We start from the raw sequence: 16,291 nt of genomic DNA on the forward strand, positions 1-16,291 counted from the left end.
GTTCAGCCCCGCGATACTCGCGGCTGCGCCGCATTGTCTCGCGGGGCTGAACGCAGGGACGGGCCGAACCCTCCCAGGGCCTCGCTGGACTCGGCGCCGCCGTGGTTGCGTTGTTTTCCGGGTGTTGGGCGCTCTAAGTGCCTCGCTGGACTCGGCGCGGCCGTGGTTGCGTTGTTTTCCGGTGTTGGGCGTTGTGAGGGTATCGCTGGGCTCGGCGCGGCCGTGGGCGTTCGGGATGGGGGTGGGCCGATCTCGGGGTGGACAACCGGCACGTAGGTGAATCAGGTCGATTCGCTGAGGAAGGCTGTCGCCAGGTTGTTGAAGAATTCGGGTCGTTCTCCCTGGACCCAGTGTCCGGTTGCCGCGGGGAGGTAGACATCGCAGTGGGGTATCCGGCGGGCCAGGAGTTTCGCGCCGGAGGGGCGGTTGACCTTGTCCTCGGCGCCCCAGATGACCAGGGTCCGGTGTGCGACCAGGCTCAACCGGGAATCCCGGGTGAGATCCATGCGCAGCAGGGTGCGCGGTGCGGTCGGTCCCGACGGGCGGCGTAGCGGTGGGTTCGCGACGACCTCGGCGTCGAGACTGGCCCGGTAACGGGTGTCGATCATCTCGTCGGTGATGACGCTCGGATCGTGCACCAGGTATTCACGCAGGAAGGTCGCGAGTTTGTCCCGGCTGGGCCCGTCGCCGCCGTAGTAGGCGAGCAGGGCGCGCAGACCCGCGGTCGGCAGGGCGCGGGTGGTGCCGATACCGCCGGGGGCGAGGAGCACGAGCCGGTCCACTGTCGCCGCCGAGTCCATGGCCATCCGCAAGGCTGCCGCGCCGCCGTAGGAATTGCCCACGATATGGGCGCTGGGCAGTTCGAGGGCGTCCAGGAGTCCGGTCATGGCCGCCGCCAGATCGCCGAAGGGGTCGGTGTGGTCGATCCGTTTACTCGACCGGCCGTAGCCGGGCATATCCGGGACGATCACGCGGAACCGCCGCGCCAGCGCGTCCACATTCCGGGCGTAGGCGGCCAGGCCGGAGGCTCCGGGCCCGCCCCCGTGCAACAACAGCACGGCGGGACCGGAGCCGAGTTCGGTGTAGAAAACATCCCGGTCACCGACCCGCGCGGTATGCCCGCCGTCGACCCCGCTCACGTCTGCCCTCCTCGCCCGGCTCCCTTCCCGCAGCACGCTACGGGTAGCGCGTTTCTGCCCGGCGCCGGGCCTCTCCGCACCGGGTAGTTCAGCAGCCGCCTCCGCCGCCACCTCCGCCGCCGCCTCCGCCGCAGCCACCACCCCCGCCGCCGCCACCGCCACCGCAGCCGCCGCCTCCGCCGCAGCCGCCACGACAGCCGCTGCTGCCGCCGTCACCGTGGCTGTTATCCCCGAGCCCGCGTCCGCTCCCCGGTCCGCCCGCGCTCCAGAGCCGCCCGCTTACGCGGTCTCCCCAGGTTCCTTCGCGTTTTCGCCGGCGGACCACGGCCCGGTATTGCACATCGTCGAGGATGAGCGTGATCACCAATACCGCCATGGCCGCCGCGAGTATCCAGCTGATGATCCCCATGTTCCACGGTAACAACGAAACAGTCTGCCGGGCAGAAGGTTTGATTCGATCTTGATTCAGGGTCCGGACGGAGCGGAGCTGATCTCGCGGACCTCGCGCAGATGCTGTTCCATCGCGGCCGCGGCGGCCGGTCCGTCGTGCTCGGCAACCGCGCGGTAGATCATCTCGTGGCCGTGCACGGAGATCCGGCGGCCGAGCGCGGTGCGATGCGACAGCACTCGGGTGTTGCGGGTCCATTCCGTGGTCATGGTGCACAGTGTGACCAGCAGCGGGTTCTGGGCGGCATGGGCCAGCAGGGTGTGGAATTCGATATCGAGGCGCATCGATTCCTCGGCGGCGAGATTTTCGTTCGAGCGGGTGAGTACCTCGTCGAGTGAGAGGAGGTTCGATTCGACTGCCCGCAGGGCGGCCAGCTGGGCGATCCGCGGTTCGACCAGATCGCGGAGCTCGGTCGCGTAGCCGAGTTCGATATCGAGATCGGCCAGGTTCCCGCGCAGTTGCGCGGCGGCCGGCGGAATATCGGCGACCGTGCTGCCGCGGCCCGGTCGCCGGTGCACGAGCTGCTTGGCTTCCAGTTCGAACATCGCCTCGCGCAGCGAGGAACGGGAAACGTTCAGGTTCGCGGCGAGTTCCCGCTCCGGGGGGAGCCGGTCACCGGCGCGGAGCTCACCGCTGATGATCAGGCGTTCCAGATGTGCCGCCACCTCGGCGCCGACGCTGCGCGCGGGGCGGCGCAGCGGGGGTATCGAAGCGAAAGTCATAACGTCCCCTCCTCGTTCCGGTCCGCGCGCGGAATTCGCCCGGCCGGTGGACGGATCGGTGGTCCGACCAATATCCGGGGATCGCTGCGGGACGGCTCCAACGTATCAGCCTCCGCGCTGTCGGCGCGTACCGGCGCTGTGTCGGAATGCTTCGGGGAAGTTACCGGTGAACAGCGGTTTTCGGGGTCGTATTGCTCCCCTGTAAATCGATGGTTACGTTCGTCCGCCCCGGTCGCCGCCGCGCCGGCCGCACCTTACGGTCGGTGCATCAGGTGGTCTGACCAATGAGGAGGTCGCGGTGACAACGCTGATCGGGCCGGAGTTTGCCGCCGCATTCCCGGTGCTGCAGCAGGATTCGGGTATCGCGCCCGGCACGGTCTACGTACCGGCCGATCCCGGCAAGGTGTTCTGGGGCCGGTTGCCGTGCCGGGCGGATACCGCGGTCGCCACGATCGCGCCCGGGTCGACGGTGGTGGTCGATACCGTCAGCCACGAGGGCATCCTCGAAGATCAGGGCTCGGATCCGGTGCGCTACTTCGGATCCCACGGTGTGGATCGCGCGGACGTACTCGACGACGCGGTCGCCGTGGCCGCGCGGCGCCGGCGCGAACCGGGCGCCGGACCGCATATCGTCACCGGGCCGATCGCGGTCGACGGCGCGCGGCCCGGTGATCTGCTGGCGGTCCGGATCGACGATCTCGCCATGCGCGCGCCGTACGGAGTGGTATCGACCAGGCACGGTCGCGGTGTGCTGGCCGGCCGGCCGGGCTTCGACGGTGACTACGGCCAGTTCTGCCGGGTCCGGGAACGGGACGGCCGGTGGTTCGGCACCATGCCCCTCGATACCGCAGGCCGGGCCGCAAGCGCGGTGTTCCCGCTGGACCCGTTCCTGGGGATCATCGGTGTGGCCACCGATACCGGCACCCGTGTCGGTTCGGTCCCACCCGGGCCGCACGGCGGCAATATCGACGTCAAACTCCTCACCCCGGGCGCGACGCTTTTCCTCCCGATCCAGGCGCCTGAGGCATTGCTGTACATCGGCGATCCGCATTTCGCCCAGGGTGACGGTGAGGTCGCGTTGACCGCACTGGAAGCGCCGCTGCGCGCGACTCTCACCGTGGACGTGATTCCCGCGGCGGAGATCGCGGGTGGCTTCGGCGGCCGGATCGGCCCGTTCGCCGCCGCGCACGGTTTGCTGATTCCCACCGGAATGCATCCCGACCTGAACACGGCCCTGGAACTGTGCGTCGACCATGCGATCGACCTGGTCACCGGACTGTTCGACGCCGACCCCCGCCAGGCCTACCTGTACCTCAGCGCCGCCGCCGATTTCACCATCTCCCAGGCCGTCGACCAGGTGCGCGGAGTACACGGCGCGATACGCCGATCCGATTTCGGCGCGGGCGCGGGCACCGCCTTCGCCCGCCGCATCCTGGAGTGCGTGTAATGGGCCCGGAGGGCGGCGCGGCCGAGCGCGGCAAAGCCTGCGCCGGATCGGTCGCCGAGAACACCGGCGCCGCCGGCCGTGCCGGGACAGGTTCGGCCGCGGGTGCCGGAATGGGGCAGGTCTGTGGCACGCGCACGACTCCGGTCGCCCGGGTCGGTGCCTGCGCTGCTGTGGACGGGGACCTGGCTGCGGCGACCGACCGAGCCGCCGGGGCGGCCGGCGGCCGCGCCGATCGAGCTGCTCCGGAGGGGGAGAGCGACAACGCGCGAGATGCTGATCCGGCGGTGTGGCGGCTGCGCGGGGCACCCCTGATCGCGGCCACCGCGACCGGCCCGCTCGCCGGTGCGACTGTCGCGGTGAAAGATCTGTATGCGCTGTCCGGATTCACCATCGGGGCCGGGGTGCAGGGCTTTCTACGCGAGCAGCGGCCCGCCGTGCACCATGCCGCCGTGGTGGCACGGTTGCTGGCCGCGGGTGCCGAGGTAGCGGGAATCGCGCACACCGACGAGTTCGCCTACAGCCTCACCGGTAGCAACGGGCGCTACGGTATGCCGGTCAATCCGGCGGCGCCCGATCGCATTCCGGGGGGATCGACAAGCGGGCCCGCGGTGGCGGTGGCTCGTGGTGAGGCCGATATCGGTCTCGGTACCGATACCGCCGGATCGATCCGGGTACCGGCGGCGTATCAGGGTTTGTGGGGGATACGCACCACCCACGGCCGGATCGACACCACCGGACTGCTGCCGCTGGCGCAGTCGTTCGACACCGTCGGCTGGGTTACCGCGGACGGGGCCACGCTGGCCGCCGTCGCGGAATGCCTGCTCGGTCCCGATACCGCGACCCCGGCCGGTGTCGTGGTCGATGACAGATTATGCGCCGCCGCCGACCCCGGCATCGGATCGGCGGTCCGGCAGCTGGCGGGCACGTGGGATGCCGAACCGGTCGGCATCTATCCGCCCGACGGGTGGCTCTCCGCGTTTCGCGTGGTCCAGGCGTATGAAGCGTGGGCGAATCACGGAGAATGGGTCGCCGCGCACCCCGGTGAGCTCGAACCGGATGTGGCACAGCGGTTCGCCTTCGCCGCGACAGTGACCGCCGGGCAAGCGGCCGCCGCGCGCGCAGAGCTCGCGGCCGCCGCGGACCGTATCCGGACCACCCTCGGTGACCGGGTCCTGCTGCTCCCCGCCGCCGCGACTCCACCGCCACCCCGCACGGCGGGCCCCGAACTCCGCGAATCCACCCGCGCACGCACCCTGCGCCTGACCTGTCTCGCGTCGATCGCGGGCCTGCCCGCGGTGACCCTGCCGCTGGGCCGCGATGAGGGCGGCCCCAGCGGAGTGTGCCTGGTGGGTGCGCCGGGTACCGACCGTTCCCTGATCAGCCTCGCACTCAGCACCGCCGCTGTTCCGGCCGAGGGCTCGCCGCACAGTGAGGAACCAGTATGAAACATCCATTCCGCCAACTTCTCTCGATCATCGGCGCGCTGATGCTCGCGGTCGCCGGGCTCACCGGATGTATCGCCACCCCCGACAGTGCCGGCGGCGACCCCGGCGCGATCCGCATCGGGACCCTGCGCGGGCAACCCCACCTGTACGCGCCGTACTTCATGCAACGATTCGCCCCGCAGGGCACCACCTACGAAATCGTCCTGTTCGAGAATTCGCCGGATATCAAGAACGCGCTGGCTTCCGGCGCCGTCGATATCGGAGTGCTCGGTGCCCCCGCGATGCTCGCCGGTATCGCCGCGAATCAGGATGTCGCGATCATCGCCTCGGCCGCCGACGGCGGGTCCGGGTTCGTCGGGCGGCCCGAGATCCGCACGGTGGCCGACCTGCGCGGCAAGCGGATCGGCTTCCCGGCCGGATCGTCGCAGGAAATCGCCCTGAAGCTCACATTGAGCGCCAAGGGTCTCGATCCGGAAACCGATGTGCAGCTGGTGAATCTGGCGTACTCCGATATGGCGGGCGCCTACACCGCCGGCCGGGTGGACGCCTTCCTCAGTGCCGAAATGGGGGTATCCATCGCCCGGCAGGCCGGTGCGCACCAGATCCTCTCGCCGTACGAAACACCCATCGGCGCCACCAATATCGTCGTCGGCGGAAACGGCCGGTTCCTGAACGAACAGCCCGACCGCGCCCGCGAGACCGTGCAAAGTTTCACGCGCGCCATCGAATTCATGCAGGGCGACCACGACGCGTGGGCCGCCGGACTGGTGGAAACATTCGGAATGGACCGCGCGGTCACCGATATCGCCATTCGAAACGTCACGTTGCGCTGGGAACTCGACGACGAATTCCGGCAGCGGGTCACGGAACTGGCGCGCGAGATGGTGGAATTCGACCAGTTGCCCACCGCACCCGATATGACCAAGGTCTTCCGGACCGAATTCCTCGACACCCCGGCGAGCCAGTGATGGCCACGGTGGACACCCGGACCGAGCCGGCGATCCGGCCGGGCCCCGCCGAGCCCGCGGGTGAGCACGACCGGACGACGTGGCGGTCACGCTACGGTGCGCGTGTCGCCGCGGTGCTCTGGGCGCTGCCGGTGCCGCTGCTGGTGCTGCTGCTGTGGGATCGCGGCGTCGGGGGTGGCTGGACCCTGCCGTTCGGTATCCAGATGCAATTCCTGCCGACCCCCTACGACGTGGCCCGCCGCCTCGCCGACCTCGCCGTCGGCGGTATCGTCGACGACACCTACAGCGGCACCCTGTGGCTGCACCTGTATGCCAGCACACTGCGAGTGGTACAGGGTTTCGCCATAGCGGCCGCCGTGGCGGTACCGCTCGGCATCCTCATGGGCCGCTCGCGGACGGTGAACCGGATGCTCGAACCGACCCTCGGCCTGGTACGGCCGATCCCGGTCACCGCGTGGGCCCCGCTGTCGCTGCTCATCATCGGGTTCGGCGACCGCGCGACCATCTTCCTGGTCTTCCTGGCCGCCGTGTTCTCGATCCTCATCAATACCGTCGCCGGTGTGCGGGCGGTACCGAACCGGCTGTTCGAGGCCGCCGCCATGCTCGGCACCCCGCCCGCGCAAACCCTGTACAAAGTGGTGCTGCCCGCCGCGATCCCGACCATCGTCTCCGGCTTGCGGATCGCCCTCGGCCTCTCCTGGGTGATCTTGGTAGTCGGCGAAACCGTTGGGATCCGGGTAGGTCTGGGCGCGTTGATCACCCAGGCGCGGGAACAATCGCGCACCGACCTCATCGTCGCCGTGATGATCGTGATCGGCCTGGCGGGTTTCCTCGCCGACCGCATCATGATGCTCGCCGTCCGGCTGCTCGCCGGCCGCCGCCCGCTTCTCCCATGACCACGGATCAGGTGATCGTATGAAGATCTATTCCACCCGCCGCCGCCCCCATCGACCGGCCCGGATCGTGCTCGACGAGCTGGGGAAACGGTATCCGGGCGCGCCCGGCCCGGCGGTAGCCGGGGTCACGCTGGATATCGCCGCCGGTGAATTCGTCTGCGTCGTGGGCGCCAGCGGCTGCGGGAAGTCCACGCTGCTGCGGATCCTCGCCGGTTTCGAAACCGCCACGACGGGGGCGGTGACGGTCGGCGACGAACCGGTGACCGGCCCCGGACCCGACCGCGGCGTCGTCTTCCAGGACTACGGGCTGTTCCCCTGGCTCACCGTCGCCGAGAACGTCGCCTACGGTCCGAAACAGGCCCGGATGACCCGGGACGATATCCGCGAAACCACCGCCCGCTGCCTCGAAACCGTCGGCCTCACCCGCGTCCGCGATTCCTTCCCGCATCAGCTCTCCGGCGGGATGCAGCAGCGTGTCGCCATCGCCCGCGTCCTGGCCAACCGGCCCGCCGTCCTGCTCATGGACGAACCGTTCGGCGCCCTCGACGCCCTCACCCGCAGCGATATGCAGGCCGAACTCGGCCGGATCCACCAGGCGTCCGGTGTCACGGTCGTTTTCGTCACCCACAGCGTCGAGGAAGCGGTGTACTTGTCGGACCGGGTGGTGGTCATGGCGGGCGGCACCGCCCACGGCACGGCCGGTCATATCCGCGACATCATCGCTGTCGACCTTCCCCGCGACCGCGAGGTGACCGCCCCGGATTTCAACGACTATCAACGCCGGATCGACGCCCTCATCCACCAGGGCAACCGCTCGGCCGCCTGACCGGCGGGGCACCGAGGTCCCCCGGTGTCGCCAACCACCCCGTCGATAACGCCGGACCCGCTCCGTACACGCGAAATATTCCGGGGGCCGACGGTGATCATTTGCCGACCTCCGCGTATCGGGTGCAAACTTCTGCGTTGACCGATTCGCTTGCGAGAAGCCACATTACGGTGTGGACGGTGGAAAAATGCCCTCATTGCCGTGGGCACCGGCGCATCCGCCCGGCAAACCGGGTGAAGGCACGCCCGTCCGGTGGACAGCCTTGGCACGGTATGGCCGGTGGGCTAGCATCGGATGCACGGAGCGCGGGGGATCAGAGAAATAGCCGGTGCGACTCGGGGTTTCGCATATCTGTCTCAGCTTACGCCGCGCGGTAGGGGAAGGCGGTTTCGTGCCGATGCTCGTAGCGAATGGCAAGGTTCGATCAGGTCAGGTCATATTCCGGCGCCTATGCGGGGGCCGGAAACCGGTAGAACGAACGTCCTCGGCTCCCGCGGGGAGTCATCGTGGATAGGCTCGAGGTCGTTCTGGCCGGTCTCGCTGGTTTCGAGCTGGATTTGGCGGATGTCGCGACAGGTTTTTCGTCGAACGCCGGGCGATTGTTGCCGGGTGTGCGGCTGCCCGGCGAGTCGGGCGAACTCCTGTCTACGCTGGCTCCGGATGTGGAGAATTTTCACGATGCGTTGTCGTCCGCGCACAAGGACGATGTGACCGCCATCGAAACCTTGGCTTCGGGACTCGATACCGCGCGACGTGAGTACCTGGGTGCCGAAGGTACCTCCACTGCTGAGATCGCCGATGGAAATGCGGAAATACCCGGGCAATCGGACGAGGTGACGCGTTTCAGCGGATTGCATATCCCCCACCTCCCGCAGGTGGAGGAGGCGCAGGCCACCGTCCGGAACGTGGTGAACACCGGAATTGATTCGATTCGCGCGTTCGATGATCCGTGGGGGCAGATCGTCGGCATGAAACCCGCGGCGGATTACCTCTCGCCATTGGTGGGCGACTGGGAGGTGCTGCGGACCGTCGGTGAGCGTATCGGCCTGCTGTCCGTCAACGACCATGCGGCATCGGAGAATATCGTCGCGGGCAACGATTGGCTGCAAACGATCTGGACGCGCCTGGGCGCGCAAGCCTTCGGTAGGAACGCCGGCTCTCGCGGTGCGGCAATTGCCGGGCGGGGCCGTGATCTGGAGGTGGTGTCGAAGATCGTCCAGAACGCCGGCGCCTGTCTCGAGCGCGCGGTGTACAACCAGTCGGTCGATCTGAGCAACACGCTGACTCAGCCGATGACTTTTGTCGGGTTCAAACTCCCACTGGGAGTTTGGGCCCTGTTGACCCACAAACCGATGCAGGAGTCGCAGCGGGCCGAGATAATCTCGGCGGTCGATTCCCTGAAGACGAGAGCGAAATCCCGGCAGGACTATATGACCGCAATGCTCGATCGGGTCTCGTCGGCATTGGCTTATTCCCCCGGCCGGGCACCGCCGAGTTTCGATCCGGCCGATTTCGAGGTTCCGGAAAAGGTGCCCGCCGGTTCGCACGCCATGCGATACGGATTTCGTGACAACGTGTGGTGGGAAGGTACCGCGGTTCCCGGTGGTCTGCTGGCCGTATGAAACGGCCGGAAACGCTGTATAGATTCATCGAAATCGAACGAATGTTGAATTCATGGTAAAGCACGAACCGACTCCCAGCCCCTCGCCCGGACCGGCACCGGAGCCGCCGATCAGTCCGTTACCGATACCCGGGCCGCCCGCGCCGCCGGAAACCGATCCCGGCGCGGGTGAGTGGGACTCGCAGCCTTGGTACGCCATCCTGGACGATATCGCATTCGCCGAGGTGGCCGCGGCGGCGGCCTCGGCCGCGGATGCCATCGGCTATACGCACGCGGCCGCACACCTGGATCATTACCTCGACAACAGCGGGGATACGCTGGACCTCAACGTGGATTCGGTATTACACGATGTACCGGACGCCAATACCCACGCCAACTCGCTGGCCGAACAAGAAATCAGAAGGATCGCGTCGGCGGCGGTAGCGGCCGAGTACTACGACAACCCGGTTACCTTTCAGACGGGTTGGAGTGGGTTCTATATCACCAGGGAAATGAGCGAGGATTGGTTCTTCGCGATGGGCGGTACTCGTATGGCGGCGAGTGGGGTGGTGATCACGCGCGAGGGCGCGCAGGGGGCTCAGCCGAGCGTGGTTGTAGAGTACAAAATCCATATTCACGACAGATACAACTGGGACGCCGGTAAGAGTGTGGAAATCGCCGGTGTGACGATCTCGGACAAGAGTATGGGTGAACTGCATACCGCAGGGCTGGCGCGTGAGTACGATATCAAGGGCACCAGTGAAGTTCGCCGGTACGAGGGGAGCATACCCGCGAACGGGCCGGTGGACCTGCCGGGCTCGGACGACAGTCGAGACGGAGAAAGGACCGATCCGACCAGATGAGACCAAGAACCTCTCGAATCGCGCGGACCGGGCTGGTCTGCCTCACGATCGTTTCCCTGGCCGTTGCTGTTTCCGGGCTGATGACCGGCTGCGGTGACGCAAGTAGTGACGATGAGTCGCGACGGGGATCGGCACAGCCGGGGAATGCTGCCGATATCACCAGAGAAGCAGCAGAATTCGGCGGAATAGTTATTCCGGACAGTGCTACGGTGCTCGACGCTCGGATGGAACACGGCGGCGACACTCTCTACCGGATCGCATTATCCACAGACCCGGAGGGTCTGAACCAGCTCTTACGGGCATCGAATTTCTCCGCGCCGCTGGTAAAAGTATTCCAGGTCTCCGAAACCGCCATCGCGGGGCCTCCGCTGGACAGCTCCCCGTCACTCCTGCGTGCCCAGGACGAATACCGTGGTACCGATGGAAAATCGGTCGTTCGAACGATTACCGTGGATGAACGGGATCAAACGACTCGCAACGTCCATATTCAGTTGTTCAACACATAGGGTGCGGGGAGCAGTTCCCGGGTCCGGGTCGTCCGGGCGACCACGCGGCCGGCTTTGATCACATAGCAGCGGTCGGGGCGGTCCACGAGGGCGTCGGCGACCCGGTATGTCGACAGCACAGCCAGGTCGGCGGCCGCGCCCACCCGCAGGCCGTAGCTGTCGGCGATGCCGATCACGGCGGCGGCTTCGTAGGTCGCCATGCCGAGCACTCGGGTGAGGTCGTCGGGGCCCGCCAGGTGGGAGGTCTGGGCCAGGAACAGCCCGATATCGAGGAGGTCGGCATTGCCGTAGGGCGTGAAGGCGTTACGAATATTGTTGGACGAGAACGCGGTTCGTACGCCCGCGGCCCACAGCTCGCGCACGGGTGCGATCCCACGCCGGATATTCGCGGTATCGGTGCGTCCGCCGAGGAACATATCCGTGGCCGGAAGGGGGACCACGGCTACGCCCGCTTCGGCCAGCCGGTGCAGTACTCGCTGCCGATCGGCGGGTGGGCGGGCGGCCAGGGAGGTGGCGTGGCCGATGGTGACGCGGCCGCCCATGCCGGTGCGTTCGGTGACGTCGGCGATGTAATCGGCGAGGGCGAACCGGGGGTCGGTGGTGTCGTCGGCGAAATCGGCGTGCAGGTCCACCGGGACACCGAATTCGGCGGCCAGGTCGAAGACCAGATCGATATGGCGGCGGCACTGCGCCACCGAATCCTCGTTGTAGGTGCAACCGCCGATCACATCGGCGCCGGCGTTCAGGCCCTCGCGGAGCAGGGCGAGGGTGCCGGGGGCGCGGAGGATGCCCTCCTGCGGGAAGGCGACGATCTGCAGGTCGATCCGGCCGCGGAATTCCTCGCGGAGCTCGAGCAGTGTATTCACACCCAGCAGACCCACGATCGGGTCGACATCGGGGTGGGCACGAATTGCCGTGGTGCCGTAGAGGATCGCCTGGTCCAGCACCCGCCGGGCGCGGTCGCGGATCGAGTCGGCGGTGAAATCGCGTTTCAGTTCCGCGGTGACGGCGATCGCTCGGGCGAGGGTTCCGTCGCCGGTGCGCTCCCGGTCCAGTAGGGCCTTGTCGAGATGCACATGGGATTCGACCAGACCGGGAATCACCACCCGGGCCGCGCAGTCGATCTCCTGTTCGGCGGTGCACGGCAGGTCCGGACCGATCGCGGTGATCACCCCGGCGGCGATGGCGATATCCACGAGCGGGGCCGAATCGTCGATATGCGCGTTGCGCAGTACCAGGCCGGCCGGCGAGCCAGGTGCGCTCTGCGGTAGCGGATTCGGCAACGGGACCTCCCGGGTAAGCGGATTACGTCACCATTTTGTATACGACCCATCTGTTTCCGGTGGGCTCGCGGAATGCTTCGCGGAGGTTACGAACCCGCCGGGGCGGAGCGGGTGTGACGGAGGCGGTAGGCGGTGGTCGCATGGCCGATATGCTCGGTGACCAGCCGCTGGGCCAGATCCGCGTCGCGCGCTTCCAGAGCGGCGCAGATATGTTCGTGCTCGAGCCAGGAGTCGGCGGCGCGGCGGGGGAGTTCCACCGCGTACACCCAGGCGATCTTCCAGCCGAGCTGGGTGATCAGCTGGGTCAGCAGGCTACTGCCCGACGCCTCGGCCAAGACCTCGTGGAAGCGGCTGTTGAGCCTGGTCAGCTCGTCGAGCCGGCCGGTGCGGACGGCGTCCTGGCCGAGTGCGGTGAGTTCTTTGAGGCGGCCGAGCTGTTCCGGCGTGCGGCGGAGTGCGGCGCGGCCGGCGCACAGCGGTTCCAGCAGCGCGCGGATCTCGAGCAGGTCGGCGGCTTCGTCCTCGGTCAATTCGGCGACGAAAGTGCCGGCGTAGGGCCGTGAATAGGCGAAACCCTCGGCTTCCAGGGTGCGCAGCGCCTCCCGCACAGGTACGCGGGAGACTCCGTAGCCCTCCGCGATCGTATCCTCGGTCAGCCGCTGACCAGGGGCGAAGACACCGTTGATGATGTCCTCGCGGAGGGCGCGGCACACCTGCTGTTTGGTCATGCGCGGGTTACTGCTGGCCACATCGTCCTCGGCTCGGTCGGGGGCGCGGTCGCATACGATCCACCGCCCGGTACTCCACTGGATACCAGGTCCGGGTGCGGAGCGCCGGTGCGGGGCGAATGGATCACCTGCCCGGACCGTCCGACCTGCCTGGTCGCGGGCTCTGTCTGCCGGTGGGTGCGTGCGATCCGCGCACTGTGCGGTCGATATGCGCGAGTGCTCATCCGGCGTGGCGGCGATGCTTCGTATACGATCCTGACTCATTTCCGATCGGAGGGACGTTATGGATCCCGCGTACGCGGTTCTGCTGCTGGTGGCCGGGTTCGGCGCCGGCGTCTGCAATGCCATCGCCGGCGGCGGCAGCCTGCTGTCGTTTCCCGCGCTGCTGGCCACCGGATTGCCGCCGGTCACCGCGACGGTGACCAACGCCGTCGCGGTTTGGCCCGGGTATCTGGGTGGCGCGGCCGCCCTGCGTTCCCGGCTCACCGAACACCGCGGCCTGCTGCCACGGCTGCTCCTCACCGGTACCGCCGGTGCGGTCGGCGGGGTGATCGCGCTGCTGGCCGCGCCGCCCGAGGTCTTCGCCGCGCTGGTGCCCTATCTGGTGCTGGCGGCCACCGCCCTGTTCGCCGCGCAGCCGGTGCTCTCGCGACGGCTCACCGGGAAAGGCCGCGATTCCCGGTTCACCCTGTTCGCCGGGGTTTTCCTGGGCGGCGTCTACGGCGCGTACTTCAACGGCGGCATGGGCATCGTGTTGCTCACGGCCCTCGCGCTCGGGATCGACGCCTCGATCAACCTGCTGAACGGCCTCAAAAGCGCGCTGACCCTGACTGTTTCGACGACCGCGACCGTGGCCGTGGCGCTCTTCGGCCCCGTCGAATGGTGGTCGGTGGCCGTGCTGGCACCGGCGTGCCTGGCCGGCGGGACCGTGGGCGCGAAGATCGCCGATCGCTTACGCCCCGGCGTGTTCCGCGCCGTGGTGATCGTCTTCGGTGCCGGCGCGGGCACCGCCATGTTGTTCACCTGAACCTGTCGAAAGAAGGAACCGCTGTGTCCGATCCGCAATTCACCAACGCGTCCGGCTCCTCGCCCGGCGCCGATCTGCTGCTCCGCAACGGCCGCCCGTGGGAACCCGGCCGGCCGGTCGAAACGGCCGATATCCTGGTTCGCGGCGGCCGGATCGACAGCGTCGGCACCGGCTTGACCGCGCCCGGCGTAGAGACCGTCGACCTCGACGGTGCGCTGGTCCTGCCCGGTTTCGTCGATACCCACTGTCACCTGGACAAAACCCTGTGGGGCGGGCCGTGGGTGCCCAATACCGGCGGCCGTTCACTGGCCGGCCGGATCGCCAACGGGGAGGGCCGGCGCCGCGAACTCGGTATCCCCAACGCCGATTACTCGGCGGATCTGCTCGCCACCATGGTCGCCGGCGGCACGGCGTATGTCCGCAGTCATATCGATATCGACCCCGAAGTGGGCCTGGCCGGCGTCGAAGCTGTTCGCGCCGCCGCCGCCCGCCACCGCGACCGCGTGGACGTCGAACTCGTCGCCTTCCCGCAGGGCGGGCTGATGTGCCGCCCTGGCGTGGCCGATCTGCTGGCCGCGGCCCTCGCCGACGGTGTGGAGGTGGTGGGCGGTATCGACCCCGCCGGCTTCGACGGCGACCCCACCGGCCAGCTCGACGTGATCTTCGGCCTGGCCGAACGGTTCGGCGTGAAAATCGATATCCACCTGCACGATCCCGGCGCGCTCGGCGCCTGGGAATTCGACCTGATCATCGAACGCACCCGCGCCACCGGGCTGGCCGGCCGGGTCACCATCAGCCACGCCTACGCCATGGGCGCGCTGCCGCCCGATGAGCAGCAGCGCATCGCGGAAAAGTTGGCGGAGGCGGGCGTGGCCATGGTGACCTGCGCGGTCGGCGACGCACCGGTGGTTCCGTTGCGGGTCATGCGGGCGGCCGGCGCGACCCTCGCGCTGGGCAACGACGGAATCCGCGACCTGTGGACCCCGTACGGCGACGGTGACATGTTGCGCCGTATCGGCACGGTCGCCTTCCGCGACCGGCTGCTGGCCGACGAGGAAATCGAACTCGCCCTCGCCGCCGGAACCTACGGTGGCGCAAAGGTTATGGGCCTGGCCGACTACGGCCTGCGGCCCGGTGCGCGCGCCGATCTGCTCACGGTGCAAGCGCCCGCGCCCGCGGCCGCGGTGGTCGGGGTGCCGGTGCGCGGGCTCGTCGTCAAAGGGGGCCGTGTGGTCGCCCGCGACGGCCGGTTCACCGGGTGATCGTATACGAAACAGGGGCGTAATCCGGCGGACCGCGATCCGCAATCAGCGCCCGATAAAACTGTTTCATGAGTACAGAGCCAATCCCGGCGCCGACCTCCACGGGGGAGGCAACGTATACGACCGAACCCGAACCGGCCCTTTCCTTCCGGAACGTGTCGATGGTCTTCGCGAACGGCACCGCCGCCCTGCGCGATATCGATATCACCGTTCGCCCCGGGGAATTCGTCTCGCTGGTCGGCCCGTCGGGGTGCGGTAAATCCACGCTGCTGCGCCTGGCGGCCGGTTTCGAACAGGCCAGTTCCGGCAGCGTCGAGGTCGATACCGGCCACCTCGGTTACGTTTTCCAGGAAGCCACCCTGCTGCCGTGGCGCACGGTCCTGCGGAATGTGGAACTGCCCGCGGAACTGGCCGGGGTGGCGCGGGGCGAACGCCGGGCAGCCGCACTCGACGCCATCGAGCGAGTGGGGCTGTCCGGTTTCGAGAAACACAAACCCGCGCAACTGTCCGGCGGGATGCGAATGCGCGCCTCCATCGCCCGCGCCCTCACCCTGCGACCCGAAGTGTTCCTGTTCGACGAACCGTTCGGCGCGCTCGACGAGATCACCCGGCAACGACTCAACGAGGAAGTCGGCGGCCTGTTCCGGCGCGATGCCTTCGCCGGTGTGTTCGTCACCCATTCGGTACCCGAGGCGGTATTCATGTCCACCCGGGTCGTGGTGCTCACCGGCCGCCCCGGCCGCGTCGCCGCCGATATCCCGGTGCCGCTCGACTTCCCGCGCGAACCCGGCCTGCGCTACACGGCGGAATTCGCCGAGATCGCCGCCGAGGTATCGGCGGCGCTGCACTCCGCCGAACAGGCGGTCGCGGCATGACCACGGTCGCGGGGGGAACCGCCCCGACGGTCACCCCCCGCCCCCCCCCCAAAACCGCGAAAACCGCCCCGCGCCCGCGGGCCGCCCCCGGTTGGCCCTCAACCGGCGGGGGCGGAGCAACCCCCACCCCAACCGGCGGCCCCGGCCGCGCCCGGGGCGGGGGCCCCCCCCACGCCGGTGCCGGCGCTGCGGGAGGCCCGGCAGGGGCGGGTGTCCGTCGGACCCGGGCAACAGGGATCGGCAGCGGGTACTGGCC

Annotated in this window: 15 protein-coding genes; 11 read left to right on the top strand and 4 right to left on the bottom strand. The window is 68.3% G+C overall.

Going from position 1 to position 16,291, the window contains the following annotated elements:
* Nucleotides 1-281 precede the first annotated feature (281 nt).
* Together QH276_RS07970 and QH276_RS07975 are read right to left on the bottom strand one after the other, a co-directional pair.
* Nucleotides 282-1,139 (bottom strand): alpha/beta fold hydrolase, encoded by an 858-nt coding sequence (locus QH276_RS07970; RefSeq protein ID WP_280398823.1) that lies wholly within the window; start codon nucleotides 1,137-1,139, stop codon nucleotides 282-284.
* A gap of 465 nt (nucleotides 1,140-1,604) precedes the next feature.
* A complete protein-coding gene (locus QH276_RS07975; protein WP_280398820.1) occupies nucleotides 1,605-2,309 on the bottom strand; it encodes a FadR/GntR family transcriptional regulator in 705 nt (234 codons plus the stop codon).
* 298 nt (nucleotides 2,310-2,607) lie between these two features.
* On the opposite strand from QH276_RS07975, the gene QH276_RS07980 reads away from it, so the two are divergent.
* The 8 genes from QH276_RS07980 to QH276_RS08015 all read left to right on the top strand — a co-directional run bounded on the left by QH276_RS07980 (nucleotide 2,608) and on the right by QH276_RS08015 (nucleotide 10,860).
* Nucleotides 2,608-3,756, top strand: coding sequence for an acetamidase/formamidase family protein (locus tag QH276_RS07980; protein ID WP_280398819.1), 1,149 nt, complete (start codon nucleotides 2,608-2,610; stop codon nucleotides 3,754-3,756).
* Nucleotides 3,756-5,201 (top strand): amidase family protein, encoded by a 1,446-nt coding sequence (locus QH276_RS07985; protein WP_280398822.1) that lies wholly within the window; start codon nucleotides 3,756-3,758, stop codon nucleotides 5,199-5,201. Before QH276_RS07980 ends, QH276_RS07985 begins: the two co-directional genes overlap by 1 nt.
* On the top strand, nucleotides 5,198-6,169 hold the full coding sequence (locus QH276_RS07990) for an ABC transporter substrate-binding protein (RefSeq protein WP_280398818.1): 972 nt from the start codon (nucleotides 5,198-5,200) through the stop codon (nucleotides 6,167-6,169). Before QH276_RS07985 ends, QH276_RS07990 begins: the two co-directional genes overlap by 4 nt.
* Complete coding sequence (locus tag QH276_RS07995) at nucleotides 6,169-7,065, top strand: ABC transporter permease (protein ID WP_280398817.1); 897 nt, start codon at nucleotides 6,169-6,171, stop codon at nucleotides 7,063-7,065. The genes QH276_RS07990 and QH276_RS07995 overlap by 1 nt, the downstream gene beginning before the upstream one ends.
* 19 nt (nucleotides 7,066-7,084) lie before the next feature.
* The gene (locus tag QH276_RS08000) at nucleotides 7,085-7,891 is read left to right on the top strand and encodes an ABC transporter ATP-binding protein (protein WP_280398816.1); all 807 of its coding nucleotides are present in this window, start codon (nucleotides 7,085-7,087) and stop codon (nucleotides 7,889-7,891) included.
* Nucleotides 7,892-8,397: 506 nt separating this feature from the next.
* Nucleotides 8,398-9,513 carry a hypothetical protein gene (locus tag QH276_RS08005; RefSeq protein WP_280398815.1) on the top strand — a complete coding sequence of 372 codons (1,116 nt, stop codon included), beginning with the start codon at nucleotides 8,398-8,400 and terminating at the stop codon, nucleotides 9,511-9,513.
* 52 nt (nucleotides 9,514-9,565) lie between these two features.
* On the top strand, nucleotides 9,566-10,354 hold the full coding sequence (locus tag QH276_RS08010; protein ID WP_280398814.1) for a hypothetical protein: 789 nt from the start codon (nucleotides 9,566-9,568) through the stop codon (nucleotides 10,352-10,354).
* Complete coding sequence (locus tag QH276_RS08015) at nucleotides 10,351-10,860, top strand: hypothetical protein (RefSeq protein ID WP_280398813.1); 510 nt, start codon at nucleotides 10,351-10,353, stop codon at nucleotides 10,858-10,860. The genes QH276_RS08010 and QH276_RS08015 overlap by 4 nt, the downstream gene beginning before the upstream one ends.
* Here QH276_RS08015 and QH276_RS08020 read toward each other — a convergent pair.
* On the bottom strand, nucleotides 10,842-12,143 hold the full coding sequence (locus QH276_RS08020; protein WP_280398812.1) for an amidohydrolase family protein: 1,302 nt from the start codon (nucleotides 12,141-12,143) through the stop codon (nucleotides 10,842-10,844). The two genes, QH276_RS08015 and QH276_RS08020, sit on opposite strands and share 19 nt — an antisense overlap.
* A gap of 86 nt (nucleotides 12,144-12,229) precedes the next feature.
* The gene (locus QH276_RS08025) at nucleotides 12,230-12,871 is read right to left on the bottom strand and encodes a GntR family transcriptional regulator (RefSeq protein WP_280398811.1); all 642 of its coding nucleotides are present in this window, start codon (nucleotides 12,869-12,871) and stop codon (nucleotides 12,230-12,232) included.
* A gap of 283 nt (nucleotides 12,872-13,154) precedes the next feature.
* Here QH276_RS08025 and QH276_RS08030 point away from each other — a divergent pair, with 283 nt between their 5' ends.
* The 3 genes from QH276_RS08030 to QH276_RS08040 all read left to right on the top strand — a co-directional run bounded on the left by QH276_RS08030 (nucleotide 13,155) and on the right by QH276_RS08040 (nucleotide 16,035).
* A complete protein-coding gene (locus tag QH276_RS08030) occupies nucleotides 13,155-13,898 on the top strand; it encodes a sulfite exporter TauE/SafE family protein (RefSeq protein WP_280398810.1) in 744 nt (247 codons plus the stop codon).
* A gap of 23 nt (nucleotides 13,899-13,921) precedes the next feature.
* Nucleotides 13,922-15,160, top strand: a complete 1,239-nt coding sequence (locus QH276_RS08035) for an amidohydrolase (RefSeq protein ID WP_280398809.1) — start codon at nucleotides 13,922-13,924, stop codon at nucleotides 15,158-15,160.
* 68 nt (nucleotides 15,161-15,228) lie between these two features.
* Nucleotides 15,229-16,035, top strand: a complete 807-nt coding sequence (locus QH276_RS08040; protein WP_432278620.1) for an ABC transporter ATP-binding protein — start codon at nucleotides 15,229-15,231, stop codon at nucleotides 16,033-16,035.
* Nucleotides 16,036-16,291: the final 256 nt, after the last annotated feature.

Source organism: Nocardia carnea (genome assembly GCF_029869215.1).
Classification (GTDB): Bacteria; Actinomycetota; Actinomycetes; order Mycobacteriales; family Mycobacteriaceae; genus Nocardia; species Nocardia carnea_B.